Annotated in this window: 18 protein-coding genes and 1 pseudogene; 13 read left to right on the top strand and 6 right to left on the bottom strand. The window is 62.3% G+C overall.

The window, feature by feature from the left end; all coding sequences use genetic code 11:
- From NE852_RS24835 to NE852_RS24825, 3 genes are read right to left on the bottom strand one after another with little or no spacing between them, the layout of a single operon-like run.
- Complete coding sequence (locus NE852_RS24835; protein WP_258156730.1) at window positions 1-702, bottom strand: ABC transporter ATP-binding protein; 702 nt, start codon at window positions 700-702, stop codon at window positions 1-3.
- The gene (locus tag NE852_RS24830) at window positions 702-1,484 is read right to left on the bottom strand and encodes an ABC transporter ATP-binding protein (protein ID WP_008531884.1); all 783 of its coding nucleotides are present in this window, start codon (window positions 1,482-1,484) and stop codon (window positions 702-704) included. The genes NE852_RS24835 and NE852_RS24830 overlap by 1 nt, the downstream gene beginning before the upstream one ends.
- 5 nt (window positions 1,485-1,489) lie before the next feature.
- A complete protein-coding gene (locus NE852_RS24825) occupies window positions 1,490-2,695 on the bottom strand; it encodes an ABC transporter substrate-binding protein (RefSeq protein ID WP_008531883.1) in 1,206 nt (401 codons plus the stop codon).
- 175 nt (window positions 2,696-2,870) lie between these two features.
- Here NE852_RS24825 and NE852_RS24820 point away from each other — a divergent pair, with 175 nt between their 5' ends.
- The gene (locus NE852_RS24820; protein ID WP_037173591.1) at window positions 2,871-3,824 is read left to right on the top strand and encodes a LysR family transcriptional regulator; all 954 of its coding nucleotides are present in this window, start codon (window positions 2,871-2,873) and stop codon (window positions 3,822-3,824) included.
- On the opposite strand, the gene NE852_RS24815 is transcribed toward NE852_RS24820, so the two are convergent.
- Window positions 3,825-4,163 carry a cupin domain-containing protein gene (locus tag NE852_RS24815; RefSeq protein WP_008531876.1) on the bottom strand — a complete coding sequence of 113 codons (339 nt, stop codon included), beginning with the start codon at window positions 4,161-4,163 and terminating at the stop codon, window positions 3,825-3,827.
- A 171-nt stretch (window positions 4,164-4,334) separates the two neighbouring features.
- Between NE852_RS24815 and NE852_RS24810 the strand changes: the two genes are divergently transcribed.
- From NE852_RS24810 to NE852_RS24795, 4 genes and pseudogenes are all read left to right on the top strand, one after another.
- A complete protein-coding gene (locus NE852_RS24810) occupies window positions 4,335-5,522 on the top strand; it encodes an acyl-CoA dehydrogenase (protein WP_008531874.1) in 1,188 nt (395 codons plus the stop codon).
- Between the two features lie 189 nt (window positions 5,523-5,711).
- Window positions 5,712-6,173 carry a DUF4126 family protein gene (locus NE852_RS24805; RefSeq protein WP_008531873.1) on the top strand — a complete coding sequence of 154 codons (462 nt, stop codon included), beginning with the start codon at window positions 5,712-5,714 and terminating at the stop codon, window positions 6,171-6,173.
- Window positions 6,170-7,545, top strand: a pseudogene (locus NE852_RS24800) (FAD-containing oxidoreductase). Before NE852_RS24805 ends, NE852_RS24800 begins: the two are co-directional and overlap by 4 nt.
- A 30-nt stretch (window positions 7,546-7,575) precedes the next feature.
- On the top strand, window positions 7,576-8,145 hold the full coding sequence (locus NE852_RS24795; protein WP_008531869.1) for a DedA family protein: 570 nt from the start codon (window positions 7,576-7,578) through the stop codon (window positions 8,143-8,145).
- Window positions 8,146-8,156: 11 nt separating this feature from the next.
- Here NE852_RS24795 and NE852_RS24790 read toward each other — a convergent pair whose 3' ends face one another.
- A complete protein-coding gene (locus NE852_RS24790; RefSeq protein WP_258156845.1) occupies window positions 8,157-9,200 on the bottom strand; it encodes an NAD(P)-dependent alcohol dehydrogenase in 1,044 nt (347 codons plus the stop codon).
- Between the two features lie 502 nt (window positions 9,201-9,702).
- On the opposite strand from NE852_RS24790, the gene NE852_RS24785 reads away from it, so the two are divergent.
- The 8 genes from NE852_RS24785 to NE852_RS24750 all read left to right on the top strand — a co-directional run bounded on the left by NE852_RS24785 (window position 9,703) and on the right by NE852_RS24750 (window position 19,071).
- Window positions 9,703-10,065: a copper resistance protein CopC gene (locus tag NE852_RS24785; RefSeq protein ID WP_008531859.1), complete on the top strand. Its 363-nt coding sequence runs from the start codon at window positions 9,703-9,705 to the stop codon at window positions 10,063-10,065.
- A 307-nt stretch (window positions 10,066-10,372) separates the two neighbouring features.
- Window positions 10,373-10,462 (top strand): K(+)-transporting ATPase subunit F, encoded by a 90-nt coding sequence (kdpF, locus tag NE852_RS24780; RefSeq protein WP_008531858.1) that lies wholly within the window; start codon window positions 10,373-10,375, stop codon window positions 10,460-10,462.
- A 50-nt stretch (window positions 10,463-10,512) separates the two neighbouring features.
- Window positions 10,513-12,216 (top strand): potassium-transporting ATPase subunit KdpA, encoded by a 1,704-nt coding sequence (kdpA, locus tag NE852_RS24775; RefSeq protein WP_258156844.1) that lies wholly within the window; start codon window positions 10,513-10,515, stop codon window positions 12,214-12,216.
- A 206-nt stretch (window positions 12,217-12,422) separates the two neighbouring features.
- Window positions 12,423-14,483: a potassium-transporting ATPase subunit KdpB gene (gene kdpB, locus NE852_RS24770; RefSeq protein ID WP_258156843.1), complete on the top strand. Its 2,061-nt coding sequence runs from the start codon at window positions 12,423-12,425 to the stop codon at window positions 14,481-14,483.
- A gap of 49 nt (window positions 14,484-14,532) precedes the next feature.
- Window positions 14,533-15,102 carry a potassium-transporting ATPase subunit KdpC gene (gene kdpC / locus NE852_RS24765; RefSeq protein WP_008531853.1) on the top strand — a complete coding sequence of 190 codons (570 nt, stop codon included), beginning with the start codon at window positions 14,533-14,535 and terminating at the stop codon, window positions 15,100-15,102.
- Between the two features lie 59 nt (window positions 15,103-15,161).
- The gene (locus NE852_RS24760; RefSeq protein ID WP_258156842.1) at window positions 15,162-17,870 is read left to right on the top strand and encodes a sensor histidine kinase KdpD; all 2,709 of its coding nucleotides are present in this window, start codon (window positions 15,162-15,164) and stop codon (window positions 17,868-17,870) included.
- The gene (locus NE852_RS24755) at window positions 17,867-18,559 is read left to right on the top strand and encodes a response regulator transcription factor (protein WP_008531849.1); all 693 of its coding nucleotides are present in this window, start codon (window positions 17,867-17,869) and stop codon (window positions 18,557-18,559) included. The genes NE852_RS24760 and NE852_RS24755 overlap by 4 nt, the downstream gene beginning before the upstream one ends.
- A gap of 56 nt (window positions 18,560-18,615) precedes the next feature.
- Complete coding sequence (locus NE852_RS24750) at window positions 18,616-19,071, top strand: PTS sugar transporter subunit IIA (RefSeq protein ID WP_258156841.1); 456 nt, start codon at window positions 18,616-18,618, stop codon at window positions 19,069-19,071.
- A gap of 49 nt (window positions 19,072-19,120) precedes the next feature.
- Here NE852_RS24750 and NE852_RS24745 read toward each other — a convergent pair whose 3' ends face one another.
- Window positions 19,121-20,137 (bottom strand): porin, encoded by a 1,017-nt coding sequence (locus tag NE852_RS24745; protein ID WP_258156840.1) that lies wholly within the window; start codon window positions 20,135-20,137, stop codon window positions 19,121-19,123.
- Window positions 20,138-20,271: the final 134 nt, after the last annotated feature.

Raw genomic sequence — 20,271 nt, 5'->3', positions numbered from 1 at the left:
TCACACTCCCAGAACCTTGTGCAGCGTATCCATGCGCTGCGGCAGTTCACCGACCGGGAATTCCGACACCATCTGCCCATGATCCATCAGATAGAAGCGATCGGCAATACGGCTGGCGAAACGGAAATTCTGCTCGACGAGCAGGATCGTCATGCCACGCTCCTTGAGTTTCTTCAGCACCTCGCCGATGCGCTGGACGATGACGGGAGCAAGCCCCTCGGTCGGTTCGTCGAGGATGAGCAGCCTGACGCCGGTGCGGAGAATCCGGGCGATCGCCAGCATCTGCTGCTCACCACCGGAAAGTTTGGTGCCCGGGCTGCCGCGGCGTTCGTAGAGATTGGGGAAGAGCTCGTAGATTTCGTCGAGCGTCATGCCGCCTGCGGCCACGACAGGCGGCAGCAGCAGGTTTTCAGAAACGGTGAGCGTGGAAAAAATGCCGCGCTCCTCCGGCACGAAGCCGATGCCCCGGTGCGCGGTCTTGTGCAGCGGCACCTGCATCATGTCGCTGCCGGCAAAGCTGATCCTGCCCTTGCGGGCGCGCACGATGCCGGTGATGGTGCGCAGCGTCGTCGTCTTGCCGACGCCGTTGCGGCCGAGAATGGTAATCGTCTCGCCTTCGCCGACGTGCATGTCGACGCCGTGCAATATGTGACTTTCGCCGTACCAGGCATTGAGGCCCTGAACTTCGAGGAGAGCGGCCATCAATGCTCCTCCGTGCCCATATAGGCGACGCGCACGCGCTCGTCCTGGCTGACGGTGGCATAGTCGCCCTCGGCGAGGATCTCGCCGCGCTGCAGCACCGTGACATGCTGGCAGATGTTGGCGACGACCGAGAGATTGTGCTCGACCATCAGCACCGCCCGGTCGCGGGCGACGTCGCGGATGATCGAGGAAACGACGCCGACATCCTCATGCCCCATGCCGGCCATCGGTTCGTCGAGCAGCAGCACTTTCGGGTCGAGCGCCAGCGTGGTGGCGATCTCCAGCACGCGCTTGCGGCCATAGGAAAGATCGGCGGCGATATGATCGCGCTCCTTGGACAGTCCGACACTGGCAAGCAGTTGTTCGGCGCGCTCGTTCAGCCGGTCGAGTGCGGAAAGCGGCCGCCAGAACTGCGTGGAGAGATTGTTCGGCCGCTGCAGCGCCACGCGCACATTGTCGAGAACCGAGAGGTGCGGGAAGACCGCCGAGATCTGGAAGGAGCGCACCAGCCCCATGCGCGCCACCCTGTCGGGCGCCGTCCCGGTAATGTCGGTGCCCATCAGGGTGATCGTGCCTGCCGTCGGCTGCAGGAACTTCGTCAAGAGGTTGAAGACGGTCGTCTTGCCGGCGCCGTTCGGGCCGATCAGCGCATGCACGCTTGCATCATGCACGTCGAGATCGACGTTCTTGACGGCCGTGAAGCCGCCGAAATCGCGGCGCAGGCCGCGGGCGGACAGCACCACCCGCGGCTTTGCCTGAGTTTCAATCGCGGAAACCGCCATGATGATTACTTCACCAGATCGCAGCCGCTCTTGGCGGGATCGATATAGGCTTCCTTGCCGGGAATGGTAGCGAGAACATTGAAGTAGTCCCACGGCTCCTTACTTTCGGCAGGCTTCTTGACCTGCAGGAGGTACATGTCGTGGATCATGCGGCCGTTGGCGCCGACCGAGCCGCCGCGGCCGAAGACGTCGTCGACCGGCATTTCATGCAGCAGCTTGGCGACGGCTTCCGTATCGTCGGTGCCGGCCTTCTGCACCGCCTTCAGATATTGCGTCACCGCCGAATAGGTGCCGGTGTGGATCATGTTCGGCATCTTGCCGGTGCGGGCGAAGAATTTCTTTGCGAAGGCGCGGCTTTCGTCGTCGCGGTTCCAGTAAAAACCTTCCGTCAGGGTCAGACCTTGAGCCGCTTCAAGGCCGAGACCATGGACTTCGGCGAGCGTGAAGAGCAGCGCCGCCAGATGCTGGCCGCCCTGGGTGATGCCGAATTCAGCCGCCTGCTTGATGGCGTTCGAAGTGTCGAGGCCGGCATTGGCAAGGCCGATCACCTTGGCGCCGGAGGATTGCGCCTGCAGCAGGAAGGATGAGAAATCCTGCGTCGACAGCGGGTGACGAACCGAGCCGACGACCGTGCCGCCGCTCGCCTTGACATAGTCTGTCGTCTGCTGTTCCAGCGAATAGCCGAAGGCATAGTCTGCCGTCAGGAAGAACCAGGTGTCGCCGCCCTGCTTGACGAGCGCGCCGCCGGTGCCGACGGCGAGCGCATGCGTGTCGTAAGCCCAATGGAAGCCATAGGGCGAACAGGCCTTGCCGGTGAGATCAGTCGTTGCAGCGCCAGTGACGATGTCGATCTTCTTCTTTTCCTTGGCGATGGCCTGGACGGCGAGCGCGACGGAAGAAGTCGTCAGTTCCATGATCGCATCGACCTGCTCGGTATCATACCACTGGCGCGCGATGTTGGAGGCGATATCCGCCTTGTTCTGGTGGTCGGCATCGACGATCTCGACCGGCACGCCGAGCACCTTGCCGCCGAAATCCTCGACCGCCATCTTGGCGGCCTCGACGGAAGACTTGCCGCCGAAGTCGGCGTAGACGCCCGACTGATCGTTGAGAATGCCGATCTTGACCTTGCCGTCAGTCGCGCTCTGCGCGAACACCGCCGTGCTGCTTGCAAGCAGAAATGCAACGGATGCAACGAGATTCTTTCGCATACTCTCTCCTCCCAGAGATTAGCCAGATTACGGTTCTGTTCAGATTTGGCCAGCCGCACTCCTCAGAGCGGCAGACCCTTGCCTTACGATCAAGGAAATTTCGCCTTGAAGCAACGGGTGGTTTACAACTAATTCCAAACAGTATCTGTTCGATTTTGAACAGATGGGGATAACGATGACCAACCCACCGCAGTTTACTTGGGACGATCTTCAGTTTTTTCTAGCCGTCGCCCGCACCGGACAGCTTTCGACCGCGGCCCGGCAGCTGCGCTCCAGCCATGCCACCGTTTCCCGGCGCATCGACCGGCTGGAATTCACCCTCAAGGTCAAACTTTTCGAGCGCAATCCGCGCGGGTATGTGCTGACCGCCATGGGCACGCGCTTCATCGAGACGGCCGAGAGGATGGAGCAGGAGACCGAGCGGCTGCGCGCCGACCTCGCCGACGGCTCGATGGCGCAGCGCGGCCTGGTGCGGCTCAGCGCGCCGGAGGGTTTTGCCAATTTCTTCTTCGCGACCGTGCTGCCGCGATTTGCCGCCCAGCATCCGCATCTCTCGCTCGAGCTGGTGACGATCCAGCAGATCATGTCGCTGTCGCGCAAGGAAGCCGATATCTCAGTCGTGCTCGACGAGCCGAAGGGCGGGCCTTATTTCGCCGAGAAGCTGACGGACTACCATCTACAGATCTATGGCTCGCGCGATTATCTGGCGAAGGCTCCTGAGATCACCTGCCGCGACGACCTGCTCGGCCATCCCTTCGTCAGCTATATCGAGGAAATGATTTTCGCACCGGGCCTGGACTATCTCGGCGACGTGCATCCGCGCATCAAGCCGCAGTTCCAGAGCTCCAGCATCTTCGCGCAGCTCACTGCCACCCGAAACGGCCTCGGCCTCTGCATCCTGCCCTATTTCTTTGCCAGCCGCTACCCCGAACTCGTGCGCGTTCTGCCCGACGAGATCGACCTCAAGCGCCATTACTGGATCACCTGCCACCGCGACCTGAAACAGGCGCCGCGCGTGCGCGCCGTCATCGACTTCCTGCGTGAGGCGGTGCGCGGCGAGGATGCGCGCTTCGTGCCGCCTTACGTCACAGCCGCCGGCCCGGTGCGCCGGGGAAAGACGGAAAGCTAGCTATTTCAGGAATTCGGCCCGGTGTGGGGTGAAAGTATCGATCAGCCGGCCCTTTTCCAGAGCCTTGACGCCGTGGATGAGATTGGGCGGCACGATGAAACTGCCGCCCTGCTTGAGCACCTCGGTCCGGCCGTCGATCGTCACCTCGAAGCTGCCCTCGGCGACATAACTTGCCTGAATGTGCGGATGCGAATGGGCAGCGCCGACGGCGCCGCTTTCGAAAGCCACTTCCACCATCATCATTTCGGGCAGATAGGTCATGATGCGCCTGACCACACCGGGCTCGGGATTGACCCACTCAGCGCCTTCACCCGATACGAACAGATCGCTTGACGACATTTCCGCCTCCTCTTTCCAGAATCGAACGTGGGCAAGGTGGATCATGCCGCCGCTTTTGAAAAGATGGCGCGTCTCGTCTTTTCGCCGGATCGCCCTCGGTTGACGCGGTCGGCTGGCGGGTCTATGGCGACCTTGACGAGGAAAGCCTGAACTTGAGGCGAGGAGACCCCCATGCAGCGCACACGCGAGCTTTTCGACTGGACCGATCCCTTCCGGCTGGTGGAGCAGCTGACCGGTGAAGAGCGCATGGTGCAGGAGACCGCCCACGCCTATGCGCAAGAGAAGCTCGCTCCCCGCGTTCTTGAGGCCTTCCGCAAGGAAAAGACCGATCCTGAGATTTTCCGCGAAATGGGCGAACTCGGGCTGCTCGGCCCGACGATCTCCGCCGACTACGGCGGTTCAGGGCTCGGCTACGTCGCCTACGGCCTGATCGCTCGCGAAGTCGAACGGGTCGACAGCGGCTATCGCTCGATGATGAGCGTCCAGTCCTCGCTCGTCATGCTGCCGATCGAAACCTTCGGCTCCGAGGCGCAGAAACTGAAATATCTGCCGAAGCTTGCGAGCGGCGAATGGATCGGTTGTTTTGGCCTGACCGAGCCCGATCACGGCTCCGATCCCGGCTCGATGGCGACACGCGCCAAAAAGGTCGATGGCGGCTACAGCCTCACCGGCTCCAAGACCTGGATCTCCAACGCGCCGATCGCCGATGTCTTCGTCGTCTGGGCAAAGACCGAGGACGGGCTCATCCGCGGCTTCATCCTCGAAAAGGGCTGGAAAGGGCTATCGGCTCCCGCGATCCACGGCAAGGTGGGATTGCGCGCCTCGATAACAGGCGAAGTGGTGATGGACGGGGTCTTCGTGCCCGAGGAAAACCTTCTGCCCGGCGTTACCGGCCTTAAAGGTCCATTCACCTGCCTCAACTCGGCCCGCTTCGGCATTGCCTGGGGCGCGCTCGGCGCGGCCGAGGATTGTTATGCCCGGGCGCGGCAATATACGCTCGAGCGCAAGCAGTTCGGTCGCCCGCTTGCCGCCAACCAGCTGATTCAGAAGAAGCTCGCCGACATGGCGGCGGAAATTTCGCTCGGCCTGCAGGGCTGCCTGCGGCTCGGCCGCATGAAGGAGGAGGGCCATCCGCCGGTGGAACTGACCTCGATCCTCAAGCGCAACAGCTGCGGCAAGGCGCTTGACATCGCGCGTGCGGCCCGCGACATGCTCGGCGGCAACGGCATCTCCGACGAATTCGGCATCGCCCGTCATCTCGTCAACCTCGAAGTGGTCAACACCTATGAGGGCACGCATGACATCCACGCGCTGATCGTCGGCCGCGCCATCACCGGCATCGCCGCGTTTGCGAACTAATGCATGTCGCCCAAAAGTGTGCAGCGGTTTTGCGACAAGACATGCGTAAAACAAAGACCTAAAGCGCGAGGAGCGAATCTGAAAGATCGCGACGCGCTTTAGGCCGGTGCGTATCGGCGAATTGCCACGCGCCTGACAATGTGCAACCTTCCTTAACGACGGCCCCAAAGCCGGCAAAGAGGGGATCGCATGTTTCTGCTTCTTGGATTGCTGATCGGTGTCATCTCGGGCCTTCGCACCATGACCGCGCCGGCCGCCGTCGCCTGGGGCGCGGCGCTTGGCTGGTTCGACGTCTCGCAGACGCCGCTTGCCTTCATGGGTTACCGTTGGACGCCCTGGATCTTCACGGTCCTCGCGGTCGTCGAACTGATCGCCGACCAGCTGCCGTCCACGCCGTCGCGAAAAGTGCCGATGCAGTTCGGCGCCCGCATCGTCTCAGGGGCGCTCTCGGGCGCAACGATCGGGGCAGCCAGCGGTCTGCTCTTCGGCGGGCTGATCGCCGGTGTGATCGGCGCGGTCATCGGGACATATGGCGGTGCGGCTGTCCGCGGCAAGCTTGCCGCCTCCTTCGGTAAGGATCTGCCGGCCGCTCTCATCGAAGATGCCGTCGCCGTCATCGGCGCGGTGTTGATCGTGGGGGCTGTCGCATGAAAAGCTTCGACGCCATCGTCATCGGAGCCGGTCAATCCGGACCGTTCCTCGCCGCCCGCATGGTCGAGAAGGGCATGAAAGTGGCGCTCATTGAGCGCAAATTCCTCGGCGGCACCTGCGTCAATGCGGGCTGCATGCCGACGAAGACGCTGGTCGCCAGCGCCCGCGCCGCCCATGTCGCAAGAAACGGCGCCGCTTACGGCGTCAATATCCCGGGCGCGATCGCCATCGACATGAAAGTGGTCAGGGCGCGCGCGCCGAGGCCGTGACCATGAACGCCCGCAACGGCCTGATCGGCTGGTTCGCCGGCATGGACGGCATGACCGTGATCTACGGCCATGCCCGTTTCGAGGGGCCGAAGACCATTAGCGTCAACGGCGAGACGCTGACCGCTCCGCGCATTTTCCTCAATGTCGGCGCGCGGCCCGTCATCCCCGCCCTGCCTGGTGTTGATGATATCGACTATCTCACCAGCACCTCGATCATTCAGCTCGACACGCTGCCAAGGCATCTGGCCGTGATCGGCGGCAGCTATATCGGACTGGAATTCGCGCAGATGTATCGCCGCTTCGGCGCCGAGGTCAGCGTCATCGAACACGGCCCGAAGGTCGCATCGCGCGAGGATGAGGATATATCGGACGCGATTGCCGACATCCTGCGTTCGGAAGGCATCGGCGTTTACACCAATGCCGGCGACATTGCCTTCGCGAGAAATGGCGGCGGAGTGGCCGTCACCGCCGGCTCTGCGACGATCGATGCGAGCCATGTGCTGATCGCCACCGGGCGCAAGCCGAACACCGACGATCTCGGCCTCGACGCCGCCGGTGTTACCACCGATGAACGCGGCTACATCAAGGTCGACGATCGGCTCGCGACCAATGTCGAGGGCATCTATGCGCTCGGCGACTGCAACGGCCACGGCGCCTTCACGCATACCTCTTACAACGACTTCGAAATCGCTGCCGCCAACCTGCTCGACGGCGACGACCGCAAGCTTTCGAGCCGCATCCTGGCATATGCTCTCTATATCGACCCGCCTCTCGGCCGGGTCGGCATGACGGAAAAGCAGGCGCGCGCCTCAGGGCGCAGGATCATGGTCTCGACCCGGCCGATGAGCCGCGTCGGCCGCGCCAACGAACGCGGCGAAACCAAGGGCTTCATGAAGGTGATCGCCGACGCCGAGACCAAGGAAATTCTCGGCGCGGCGATCCTGGGCATCGAGGGCGATGAGGTGATCCACGGTATCATCGACGCCATGAATGCAGGAACGACCTATCCCGCGCTGAAATGGTCGGTGCCGATCCACCCGACGGTATCGGAACTGATCCCGACGCTGCTTGGGGATTTGAAGCCTGTTCCGCCCGCGGCCTGACGTTTCGGGAAGGCTTGGAGGCGGGCTGACATGTCCATCGAAGCGCTGATCGAAAATTACGGTCTGCTGGCGATATTTCTGGGGGCTGCCTTCGAAGGCGAAACGGCCGCCTTCCTGGGCGGCGTGATTTCCCATCGCGGGCTGCTCCCCTATTGGTCGGCATCGCTAGCGGCGACCGCTGGGTCCTTCGCCGGCGACCAGCTATGGTTCCTCGCCGGCCGTTACGCCGCACAATGGAGGGTCGTTCGCCGGCTGATGGAAAAACCGGCGCTCGCCCGTGCAACCGGGCTTCTGGAAAAATATCAGACCGGTTTCATCCTTGCGTTTCGTTTTCTGGTGGGACTGCGGACGATCAGCCCGATCGTCATCGGAACGACCCGAATCTCAACCGGAAAATTCGTCGTCCTGAACGCCGCAGCCGCGCTGGTCTGGGGGCAGCTATTCACCGCGCTCGGTTACCTCTTCGGGCACGGCATTCAGCAGACGTTGGGCCACCTTCCCCTTCACCGCCATCTGCTGATCGCGGTCGCAGCCGCGGCTGTCGTCGCAGCCGCGGTCCTTGTCTTTCGCAGGATGAAAGCGACCGCCAGCCACTCATAAAGAGCGCCGCCCTATTCCATCACGATCTGCAGCTTCACGTCACTCGGCCGCGCCTCGACGGCGCGATCGAACGCCTTGATCGAATCCTCGAATTTGAACGTTCCTGATATCAGCGGCTTGAGATCGACACGACCCGATGCCAGGAGCGCGATCGAACGTTCATACTGATGCGCATAGCGGAATACCGTCTCGATGCGGATTTCCTTGGTGGACGCCGTTGAGACGTCGAAGCCGATCGGATTGACCGGCAAACCGACGGCGACGATGACTCCGCCCGGGCGCGGCAGCGCCATGATCGTTTCCCAGGCCTTCGGCGAACCGGAGCATTCGAAGACGACATCGGCGCCCCAGCCTTCGGTCAGCCGACCGACTTCCTCGATCAGGTTCTTCTCGCGAATGTTGACGGGGATCACGCCCTGATATTGCGCTGATATATCGAGCTTCGGCTGGGCGAGATCGGCGACGATGGCGCGGGCGCAGCCGCCGGCAAGGGCGGCGATCGCCACCATCGTGCCGATCGGCCCGGCGCCGAGAACGACAGCGGTATCGCCAGGCGCGATCTTCGCCTTGTGAGCCGCCTGCATGCCGACCGCGAAAGGTTCGACCATGGCGCCTTCGGCGAAACTGACATTGTCGGGCAGCTTGAAGGTATAGTTGGCAGGGTGCACGACCTCAGGCGTCAGTACGCCATGGATCGGCGGCGTTGCCCAGAAGGTGACATCGGGATCGATATTGTACAGGCCGAGGCGGCTTGCCTTCGAATTCGGATCGGGAATTCCCGGTTCCATGCAGACGCGGTCGCCAACTTTCAGATGCGCGACATCAGGTCCGACCTCGACCACCGTGCCCGCCGCCTCGTGGCCGAGCACCATCGGCGCATTGACGACGAAGGGACCGATCTTGCCGTGGGTATAATAATGCACGTCCGAACCGCAGACGCCGACTGTATGAATCTTGATCTTCACCTGCCCCGGTCCCGTTTCCAGAGGCAGATCGATATCGCGAAGCGCGAGCTCATGCTGGCGCTCCAGCACCAGCGCACGGACTTTGGTCATGATCGGTTTCCTTCCCTATGGCCTCCCGCGATTCATGGAGCGCCGTTGACGGGACTATAAGACCGTAAGGGGCAGCAATTCAATCGCACCAATCAAGCTTTTGCTCATCATGCGATGAAATGCCCATTTTCCATAACCCGAAAGATTCCCGTCCCAAGACCTCTGGATGATTCCAGCCGAGGCTATCGGGGAGTATATTCTCAAGTCTAGATCGCCATCAATGAAGAAAGATAAAGATATGAACCACGATAACGATAATATCGTCAGGAATATCTCTCGCGGCGCGACGATACCAAAGCAATTCCGGGATCTCTGGCGCCGGCTCGTGGACAATTGTATCGCCGCGTTCGAAGAAGACCGCTCGCCGAAGCCGGTGCGCGTTATTGTCAAGCCAATGGATCGAAATCGTCCCATACAGCGTTAATAGCAGGCGCCGGCATGGCGTCGCGGGGACATGACGGCTCCCGGCACCGCGCGGATCGGCAAGAGAAGGAAGACCATCATGAAGTCGATCGCGTCATTTTGCCTGTTCGCATCCCTTCTCCTTGCCGCAACCGGAGCGTCTGCCGCGATCGAGGAGGCATCGCTTCCGCCGCAGCAGCAGGAAGAAGGGCTGGTGCCGGTCAATCTCGAACTCACATTCACCGGCCCTGTCGATCTTGCCCGCTCGACGGCTGTCCTGCTGGATGCGAAGGGCACGGCGCTTCCGACAGGCAGGCCCTTTCTCTCCGGCCCCGAAGGCTCCATATTCAAGATCCCGCTCGATCCCTCGATGGCACCGGGCCTCTATACTCTCGACTGGCGCGTCCTCTCGATGGACGGCCGCAGCGCCGAAGGCCGATATCAGTTCCGAGTCGATCCGTAGAGCCACCGCTTCGGGCCGATAAAAGCATTTATAAGATTTTTATATTGATGGCTGTCGGCCCGTCTCGAACCTTTATGCCCTCCGGCTCCATATTGATGTCCGAGAGATCGAAAAGATCATCTCCACGCCAGAAAGCATGAAAGGCGACCTCCTTCAGGACGGCGCCCTTTGTCTTGTCTGACTCCAAGAAGAACAACAGGAGTCATGATCATGATGGATATCATTCTACTCGGCACGGCGATCTTATTCTTCGCGCTGTGCTTTGCCTACGTCAGTGCCTGCGACAGGCTCTAAGGGAACACCGACAATGACCTTCGACTATGTCTTGAGCGGTGGAGTGACCGTGTTTCTCACCGTTTACCTCACCTACGCTCTCCTTCGCCCGGAACGCTTCTGAGGTCGCGCATGCGCGACCGGGAAACAGTCGGGTATTGAAAGTTTAACTCCATGACCCTCAACGGATGGCTTCAGATCCTGCTTTTCTGCGGGATCGTCCTCGTGCTCGTCAAACCGCTCGGTGCCTATATGACGCGCGTCTTCAGCGGCGAGCGCACGCTCCTCTCACCCGTCCTCGTTCCGATCGAACGGGGACTTTACCGACTTGCCGGCACCAGTGAACGGGAGGAGCAGCATTGGACCTCGTATGCCTTCGCCATGCTGCTCTTCAACCTGCTCGGCGTCATCGTCCTTTACGCGTTGCAGCGCCTGCAGGCCGGCCTTCCCTATAATCCGGCCGGCATGGCGGCCGTTCCGCCCGAGCTTTCTTTCAACACTGCCGTCAGCTTTGTCAGCAACACCAACTGGCAGAACTACGGCGGTGAAAGCACGATGTCCTATCTCACTCAGATGGCCGGCTTCACCGTGCAGAACTTCGTCTCTGCCGCGACCGGCATTGCCATCGCCCTTGCCTTTATCCGCGCCTTCGCACGCTCTTCGGGCAAGGCCATCGGCAATTTCTGGGTCGATATGACGAGGGCGACCTTTTACGTACTGCTGCCGATCTGCGTCGTGCTGACGCTCGTCTATGTCTATCTCGGCGTGCCGCAGACGCTCGGAGCCTATGTCAATGCGACGACGCTCGAAGGCGCACAGCAGACGATTGCCGTCGGCCCCGTCGCCTCGCAGCTTGCCATTAAGATGCTCGGCACCAACGGCGGCGGCTTCTTCAACGCCAACTCCGCCCATCCGTTCGAAAACCCGGATGCGATCTCGAACCTCATCCAGATGGTCTCGATCTTTGCCATCGGCGCGGCTCTCACCAATGTCTTCGGCCGCATGGTCGGCAACCAGCGCCAGGGCTGGGCGATCCTCGCCACGATGGGCGTTCTCTTCGTCGCGGGCGTCATTGTCACCTATTGGGCGGAAGCCGCCGGCAACCCGCTGATGCATGCCTTCGGTCTCGCAGGCGGCAACATGGAGGGCAAGGAAGTCCGCTTCGGCGTCGCGCTGTCCTCGCTCTTTGCGGTCATCACGACGGCCGCCTCCTGCGGTGCTGTCAACGCCATGCATGGCAGCTTCACCGCTCTCGGCGGTCTGGTTCCGCTGATCAACATGCAGCTCGGCGAAATCATCGTCGGCGGTGTCGGCGCGGGCTTCTACGGCATTCTGCTCTTCATCATCGTCGCCGTCTTCGTCGCCGGCCTGATGGTCGGCCGCACGCCGGAATATCTCGGCAAGAAGATCGAAGCGAAGGAGATGAAGATGGCCGTTCTCGCCATTCTCTGCCTGCCGCTCGCCATGCTTGTCTTCACCGCGATCGCCACCGTGCTGCCCTCCGCCGTCGCCTCGATCGGCACTGCGGGACCGCACGGCTTCTCCGAAATCCTCTATGCCTATACGTCGGCTGCGGCCAACAACGGCTCGGCTTTCGGCGGCCTGACAGGTAACACGCCCTGGTACAACGTGACCCTCGGCATCGGCATGCTCGCCGGCCGTTTCCTGGTCATCATCCCGGCCCTTGCCATCGCCGGCTCGCTGATCGCCAAGAAGGCAGTTCCGGCCTCGGCGGGCACCTTCCCGACGGACGGTCCGCTCTTCGTCGGCTTGCTCGTCGGCACGATCCTGATCGTCGGCGGCCTGACCTTCTTCCCGGCCTTAGCACTCGGCCCCGTCGTCGAGCACCTGGTCATGATCGCCGGCCAGACCTTCTGAGGTGATGCGATGATCCTCCGTCACAGGCTTCGCCACGCTTGTCATCCACGTCCCGGTGCGCCGGGACGTGGACATGGCCCGGGACCCCAAGCCTCCGACATCATCCTGGTGATGATGGCAGGTCTGCTCGTCGCTGTGGCGATCCTCAAGATTTTACAGGGCTGACCGCACAGGTTCGCCATCCTCGTTTCAAGCTGGAGTCTCTTATGAGCCAGGCAAAATCCGCGAGCATCATGGATTCTCGCATCCTCATTCCGGCCGTGGGCGCCGCTTTCAAGAAGCTCGACCCGCGCGCGCTCGCCAGAAACCCGGTCATGTTCGTGGTCGCCACGGTCTCGGTGCTCACCACCGTGCTCTTCCTGCGCGACCTCATCGCCGGCAACGGCAATCTCGGCTTCTCCTTCCAGATCAATCTCTGGCTCTGGTTCACCGTGCTTTTCGCCAATTTCGCCGAAGCCGTCGCCGAAGGCCGGGGCAAGGCGCAGGCGGATTCGCTGCGCAAGGCACGCACCGAAACGCAGGCGAAGCTGCTGACCGCTGATAATGGCAGCGGCTACCGCATGGTGCCGGGCACCAGCCTCAAGGTCGGCGACATCGTGCTCGTCGAGGCCGGCGACATCATCCCTTCGGATGGTGAAGTCATCGAAGGTGTCGCCTCCGTCAACGAGGCGGCAATCACTGGCGAATCCGCCCCCGTCATCCGCGAATCCGGCGGCGACCGCTCGGCGGTGACAGGCGGCACGCAGGTGCTCTCCGACTGGATCCGCGTGCGCATCACCGCCGCCGCAGGCTCCACCTTCCTCGACCGGATGATCTCCCTTGTCGAAGGTGCGGAACGCCAGAAGACGCCGAACGAGATCGCGCTCAACATCCTGCTTGCCGGCATGACGCTGATCTTCGTGCTCGCCACCGCGACGATCCCGAGCTTTGCCATCTATGCCGGCGGCTCGATCCCGATCATCGTGCTCGTCGCCCTGTTCGTCACCCTGATCCCGACGACGATCGGCGCGCTGCTGTCGGCGATCGGCATTGCCGGCATGGACCGCCTCGTCCGTTTCAACGTGCTTGCCATGTCCGGCCGCGCCGTCGAAGCCGCCGGCGACGTCGATACGCTGCTGCTCGATAAAACGGGCACGATCACCCTCGGCAATCGCCAGGCGACGGCCTTCCGCCCAGTGCGCGGCATTTCCGAACAGGATCTTGCCGATGCCGCCCAGCTCGCCTCGCTTGCCGACGAAACGCCGGAAGGCCGCTCGATCGTCGTGCTCGCCAAGGAAAAATACGCGATCCGCGGCCGCGATATGGCAAGCCTCAAGGCCACCTTCGTGCCTTTCACCGCTCAAAGCCGGATGAGCGGCGTCGATCTCGAGGGCGCCTCGATCCGCAAAGGTGCGGTCGACGCGGTGCTGGCTCACGTCAACGGGGACGCGCCTTCGAAGAACGGCAGCGAAGTCATGCGCGACCTGCAGTCGATCGCCGACGAGGTCGCCAAATCGGGCGGTACGCCGCTTGCCGTTGCCCGCGATGGAAAACTGCTTGGCGTCATCCAGCTGAAGGATATCGTCAAGGGCGGCATCCGCGAACGCTTCACCGAGCTGCGTCGGATGGGCATCCGCACCGTGATGATCACGGGCGACAATCCGCTGACGGCTGCGGCCATAGCTGCCGAAGCCGGCGTCGACGACTTCCTTGCCCAGGCGACGCCGGAGATGAAGCTGGCGCTGATGCGCGAGGAACAATCCAAGGGCAAGCTCGTCGCCATGTGCGGCGACGGCACCAACGACGCACCCGCCCTCGCCCAGGCCGATGTCGGCGTTGCCATGAACACCGGCACGGTCGCCGCCCGCGAGGCCGGCAACATGGTCGATCTCGACTCGGACCCGACGAAACTCATCGAGATCGTCGAAATCGGCAAGCAGCTGCTGATGACGCGCGGCGCGCTGACGACCTTCTCGATCGCCAACGACATCGCCAAGTATTTCGCCATCATCCCGGCGATGTTCCTGACCTTCTATCCGCAGCTCGGCGTCCTGAACGTCATGGGACTATCGACGCCGCAAAGCGCCATCCTCTCGGCGATCATCTTCAACGCGCTGATCATCATCGCGCTGATCCCGCTGTCGCTGAAGGGTGTTCGCTATCGTCCGATCGGCGCAGGCGCGCTCCTATCGCGCAACCTGCTTATCTACGGTTTGGGCGGCATCATCGTCCCCTTCATCGGCATCAAGGCGATCGACATGGCTGTCGCGGCCCTCGGCCTCGCTTAGCGGAGAACCGGTTCCGGTTCCCGCGGAAACACTTCAAGGAGTAAGAACAATGTTGAAAGAATTTCGCCCGGCGTTCGTCATGATCGTTGCCACCACGGCCATCACAGGCCTTCTTTATCCGCTCGCCATGACCGGCGCTGCCCAGGCGCTCTTCCCCACCCAAGCGAACGGCAGCCTGATCGAGAAGAACGGCCAGGTGATCGGTTCGACGCTGATCGGCCAGGCCTTCACCAGTGACAAGTATTTCCACGGCCGCCCCTCGGCCGCCGGCGACGGCTACAATGCGGCCTCCTCCAGCGGCTCGAACCTCGGCCCGACCAGCCAGAAGCTGATCGACAGGGTCAAGGGCGATTACGATGCTGCGAAAGCCTCGAACCCGAATGCGGACGTGCCCGCCGATCTCGTTACCGCCTCGGGCAGCGGCCTCGATCCCCACATCTCGCCAGAGGCAGCTTATTTCCAGGTACCGCGCGTCGCCAAGGCACGCAATATCGATGAGGCCAAGGTCAAGGCCCTGGTCGACGGTGCAGTTCAGCCCCGAGAACTCGGCATTCTCGGCGAACCCACGGTCAATGTTCTGGCGTTGAACCAGAGCCTTGATGCTTCTATGACTGAGTGAGTTTGGCAGGCTGGGCGCACGCCGTCCCCTATGCCCGCACCTGCAGAAAGACCATACGCATGCCAGACGACAATCGCGACCAGGCCGGCAGGCCATCGCCCGATGCGCTTCTCGAAAAAGCCCGGGCAGAAACGCGCGGCCGTCTGAAGATCTTTCTGGGCGCCGCCCCGGGCGTCGGCAAGACCTATGAGATGCTGATCTCCGGCCGCGCCAAGATCTCCGATGGTCTCGATGTCGTCATCGGCGTCGTCGAGACCCACGGCCGCAAGGAGACCGAGGCGCTGCTCGCCGGCTTCGAGATCATTCCACGCGTGAAAGTCTCCTATCGCGGCCAGACGCTCGAGGAAATGGATCTCGACGGCATCCTCGCCCGCCGGCCCGACCTCGTGCTGGTCGACGAACTCGCCCATACCAATGCCGAGGGCAGCCGGCACCCGAAGCGCTATCTCGACGTCAAGGAGCTGCTCGATCGCGGCATCGACGTCTATACGACGCTGAACATCCAGCATGTCGAGAGCCTGAACGACGTCGTCTCGCAGATCACCCGCATCCGCGTGCGCGAAACGGTGCCGGACTCGATCATCGACCTTGCCGACGACGTCGAGATCATCGACCTGACGCCCGACGATCTCATCAAGCGCCTGCATGACGGCAAGGTCTACATGCCGAAAACGGCGGAGCGGGCGCTGACCAACTATTTCACGCCCGGCAATCTGACGGCGCTGAGAGAACTGGCGCTGCGCAAGACCGCCCAGCGCGTCGACGATCAGCTGCTCACCCATATGCAGGCCCACGCGATATCGGGTCCTTGGGCGGCGGGCGAGCGCGTCCTCGTTTCGGTCGACCATCACCCGCGGTCGGCCTCGCTGGTGCGTTACGCCTCACGCATGGCATCGCGGCTGCGTGCCCCCTGGGCCGCCGTCTATGTCGAGACCAGCCGTTCGATCAATTTGACGGAAACCGAACGCGATACCGTCGCCGACACACTGCGTCTTGCAGAACAGCTCGGCGGCGAGGCGATCACCATTCCCGGCCGCGAGGTCGCTGAAGAGCTCGTCCGGCACGCCACCGCCAACAATGTCACCCATATCGTCATCGGCGCCCCGAAGAAGCCGACATGGCGCGACTGGTGGAGCCGCTCGATCACCGATGAGCTGATCCGCAAGACCGGCGAGATCAGCGTCCACGTCATCTCAGGCAACGAGAAGGACGGCACCACCGCGCGCGGAATCAGGGCGGCCGCAACATCGCCGCAAATGGATCTTTGGGCCTATCTGCTGGCGACCGTCTATGTCACCATCGCGCTCGGCGTCAGCATCGTGCTCGACCAGGTGCTCGACGTGCGCAACCTCGCCCTCGTCTTCCTGATGGCGGTGCTGACCTCCGCTGTGATCCACGGCCTGCGGCCGGCGCTTTACAGCTGCATCCTGAGCGCTCTGTCCTTCAATTTCTTTTTCCTGCCACCGCGCTACACGCTGACGATCAGCGATCCGGAAAGCGTGCTTGCGCTGTTCTTCTTCCTCGGCGTCGCCATCATCGCCAGCAATCTGACCGCGACGGTGCAGCGCCAGGCCGCCGCCGCCCGGCAGCGGGCGCGCACGACGGAAGATCTCTATCTCTTCTCCAAGAAACTCGCCGGCACCGGCACGCTCGACGACGTGCTCTGGGCGACCGCTTTCCAGCTCGCCTCGATGCTGAAGGTACGCGTCGTGCTGCTGCTGCCTGAGGAAGGCACCATCGCCGTCAAGGCCGGTTATCCCCCCGACGACACGCTCGACGATGCCGATATCGCCGCCGCCCGCTGGGCCTGGGAACACAATCACGCCGCCGGCCGCGGCGCCGATACCCTGCCCGGCGCCAAGCGGCTCTACGTGCCGCTCCGAACCGGGCGCACCGCCGTCGGCGTCATCGGCCTCGATAGCGACCGCCGCGACGGGCCTCTGCTGACGCCGGAACAGCAGCGGCTGCTCGATGCGCTGGCCGACCAGGCGGCGCTCGCCATCGAACGCATCCAGCTTGTCGCCGATGTCGACCGGGCACGGCTCGCGGCCGAAGCCGACCGGCTGCGCTCGGCGCTGCTGACATCGATCTCGCACGACCTGAAGACACCGCTTGCCGCCATCCTCGGCGCCGCCGGCACATTGCGCGACTATTTCGCTTCCATGCCAGAAGAGGATCGAAGCGACCTGCTCTCCACTGTCGTCGACGAATCGGAGCGGCTCAATCGCTTCATCGCCAACCTGCTCGACATGACGAAGATCGAATCCGGCGCGATGGAGCCGAACTATGCGCTGCACTATGCCGGCGACATCATCGGCAGCGCGCTACGCCGCGCCACAAAGATCCTCGAGCATCACAAGACCGAAATGAACATGCCGACCGACCTGCCGATGGTACGCGTCGACCCTGTCCTGTTCGAGCAGGTGATCTTCAACCTGCTCGACAATGCCGCGAAATATTCACCCGAGGGATCGGTGATCCACATCGAAGGTTGGGCAGATACCGACAGCGTCGTCATCCAGGTTTCGGACGAAGGCCCGGGTATTCCCCCGGCCGACCTCACCCGCGTCTTCGACACGTTCTATCGCGTGCGCAAGGGCGATCAGGTGCGTGCCGGCACCGGCCTCGGCCTCTCGATCTGCCGCGGCTTCATCGAAGCGATGAGCGGCACGATCGCCGCCGGCAACCGAAGGGGCCGGTCCGGCGCCGTCTTCACCATCCGCCTGCCGAAACCCCACGACATTCCGAAACTGGATGAACTCAGATGACCGGTTCAGCCGTCAAAATCCTCGTCGTCGACGACGAGCCGCCGATCCGTAAGCTACTCCGCGTCGGCCTCACCGCGCAGGGCTACGAAGTCCGGGAGGCGCCGAATGCGGCCGCCGCCACCCAATCCATCGCTGAAGACATGCCTGACCTCATCGTGCTCGACCTCGGACTGCCCGACAAACCAGGCCATGACCTCTTACAGGAATGGCGTGACGAGGGCCTTTCCATGCCCGTCGTCATCCTGTCCAGCCGCACCGACGAGGCCGGCATCGTCAAGGCGCTCGAAAGCGGCGCGGACGATTACGTCACCAAGCCCTTCGGCATCAACGAACTCGGCGCCCGCATCCGCGTGGCGTTGCGCCACCGCCTGCAGCAGCAGGGCGAAAAGGCGATCTTCCAGACCGGCGGGCTGTCGATCGACCTCGTCAAGCGCATCGTCAAGGTCGATGGCAAGGATATAAAATTGTCGCCGAAGGAATACGATATCCTGCGCGTGCTCGCCCAGCATGCCGGCAAGGTGCTGACGCACCAGTTTCTCTTGAAGCAAATATGGGGTCCGGCGGCCGACGTGCAGTATTTGCGCGTCTACGTCAGGCAGCTGCGGCAAAAGGTCGAACAGATTCCGGACCAGCCTCACTATATCACCACCGAGACCGGCGTCGGCTACCGGCTCAGGGAACCGGATTGACCTCCCGCCCCTCCCGCTGCCCGAACAGCATCGAGCCGAACAGCATTGAGAATCACATGAACCTTCCCAACATCATCCGGCCGGAACACACCTTCATCGGCGTGTCGGCGCCGACAAAATGGCGCGCGCTGCAAACCATATCGGACAAGGCGGCCAAAGCTTTCTCCATCGACGGCCAGACCGTCCTCAAGGCGCTCGAAGCGCGTGAGAAGCTCGGCTCCACCGGCATCGGCAACGGGATCGCCATTCCGCATGCGGCGGTCGACGGCATGACCAGCCCCCGCGGTCTTCTCATCCGCTTCGCCCAGCCGCTGGATTTCGAAGCGATCGACGATATCCCGACCGACATTGCCGTCGTGCTGCTCTTCGGGGAAAACAACCGCGGCGAATATCTGAATGTGCTTTCCGCCATCGCCCGGCGGCTGCAATCGGACGGCGTGCTTGCCGCCATGCGCAAGGCGAAAACGGTCGACGAGTTCTATTCGGATTTCATCGCCGATTCCAGGGTATGAAAAAGGCGCGGCCCGAAGGCCGCGCCCGCTCGTCTGTAATCAGACGACCTTAGAAATCGCGCTGGAAGCGCAGGAAGCCGAAGACTTCGTCGTCGCCTTCGTCCTCATCGTGATATTGCACGCTGAGCTTGGTGCGCAGGTCCTCGACGATCTGGTAGTCGATGGTGACACCGGTCGTGTAGGCGCTGCCACCGGTGAAGCCATTGCCGTCAGCCTCGAGAGCAATGTTTTCGAAGTACTGGAAGCCGGGAGTGATCTTCCACTTGTCGTTGATCTTCAAGGCGTATTCTGCTGCGATCGTCCATTCGGACTCTTCGTAGTAGTAGTTGGCGCCGCTTGCCCATACGCCGGCAATGCCGAGGGTACCCGGGCCGATGTCGGCATAGACGATGCCGCGAACCGCGACTTCGCTGGTGTCGGTGTCATAACCTGCGAGCAGGTAGGCGCTGATGGCGCCGGCCTTATAGGAGACCTGGCCTGCGACACCGAAGTTGTTCGGGCCTTCGCCCGGCTTGGTGGCATAGTCGTCTTCCAGTTCGTCGACCGAAATGCCGGCCGCGAAAGCGCCGGACTCGTACTGATAACGGATCGAGTTATGGGTCGTTTCGTTGCTGGCGAGCGTATCGGTCTCGCCACTCATGTCGTCGTCCCACCAGCTGTACAGCTTACCGACGCGGAAACCGGCGATGTCGATGTAGCCTTCATCCAGGAGGGCTTCCTGATCTGATGCGTTGTCGACGTTGTAACGCAGCGTGATGACGCCGGTGAGTGTGCCGTACTCGGTGTCGTTCTTGGCCTGGAAGGTGACCTGACCGCGAGTCCAGAAATTAACGTCGGAATCACCGGCGATATTGTCACCGAAGCGCACTTCGGTCCGGATGTAACCGCCGATCGAAAGGCATGTTTCCGTCCCCGGAATATAAAAATAGCCGGTACCGTAGGCGTCGCAAACGCGAACATATTCCACGGGCTCGGGCTCCGCCGCCACAATGGCGTCGGCCGCGCGGGCTCCGGATGCCGCGGCAAGGGCGGCAACGGAAGCAAAAAGGATCGTTTTGATATTCATTTTGAATGGCCCTTAACAGGTTTGGAATGCGAGGCGCATTTCAAGGGATGCCCCCACGTAGCGGCCGGTGAAACGGCCGCACCGACGCCATATAGGAATCGGCAAGTGTCATCGCGGCAAAATCTTGGCAAAAA

The sequence above is a fragment of the Rhizobium sp. Pop5 genome, assembly GCF_024721175.1.
GTDB lineage: Bacteria > Pseudomonadota > Alphaproteobacteria > Rhizobiales > Rhizobiaceae > Rhizobium.
This window is presented reverse-complemented; position numbering and strand designations above follow the sequence as displayed.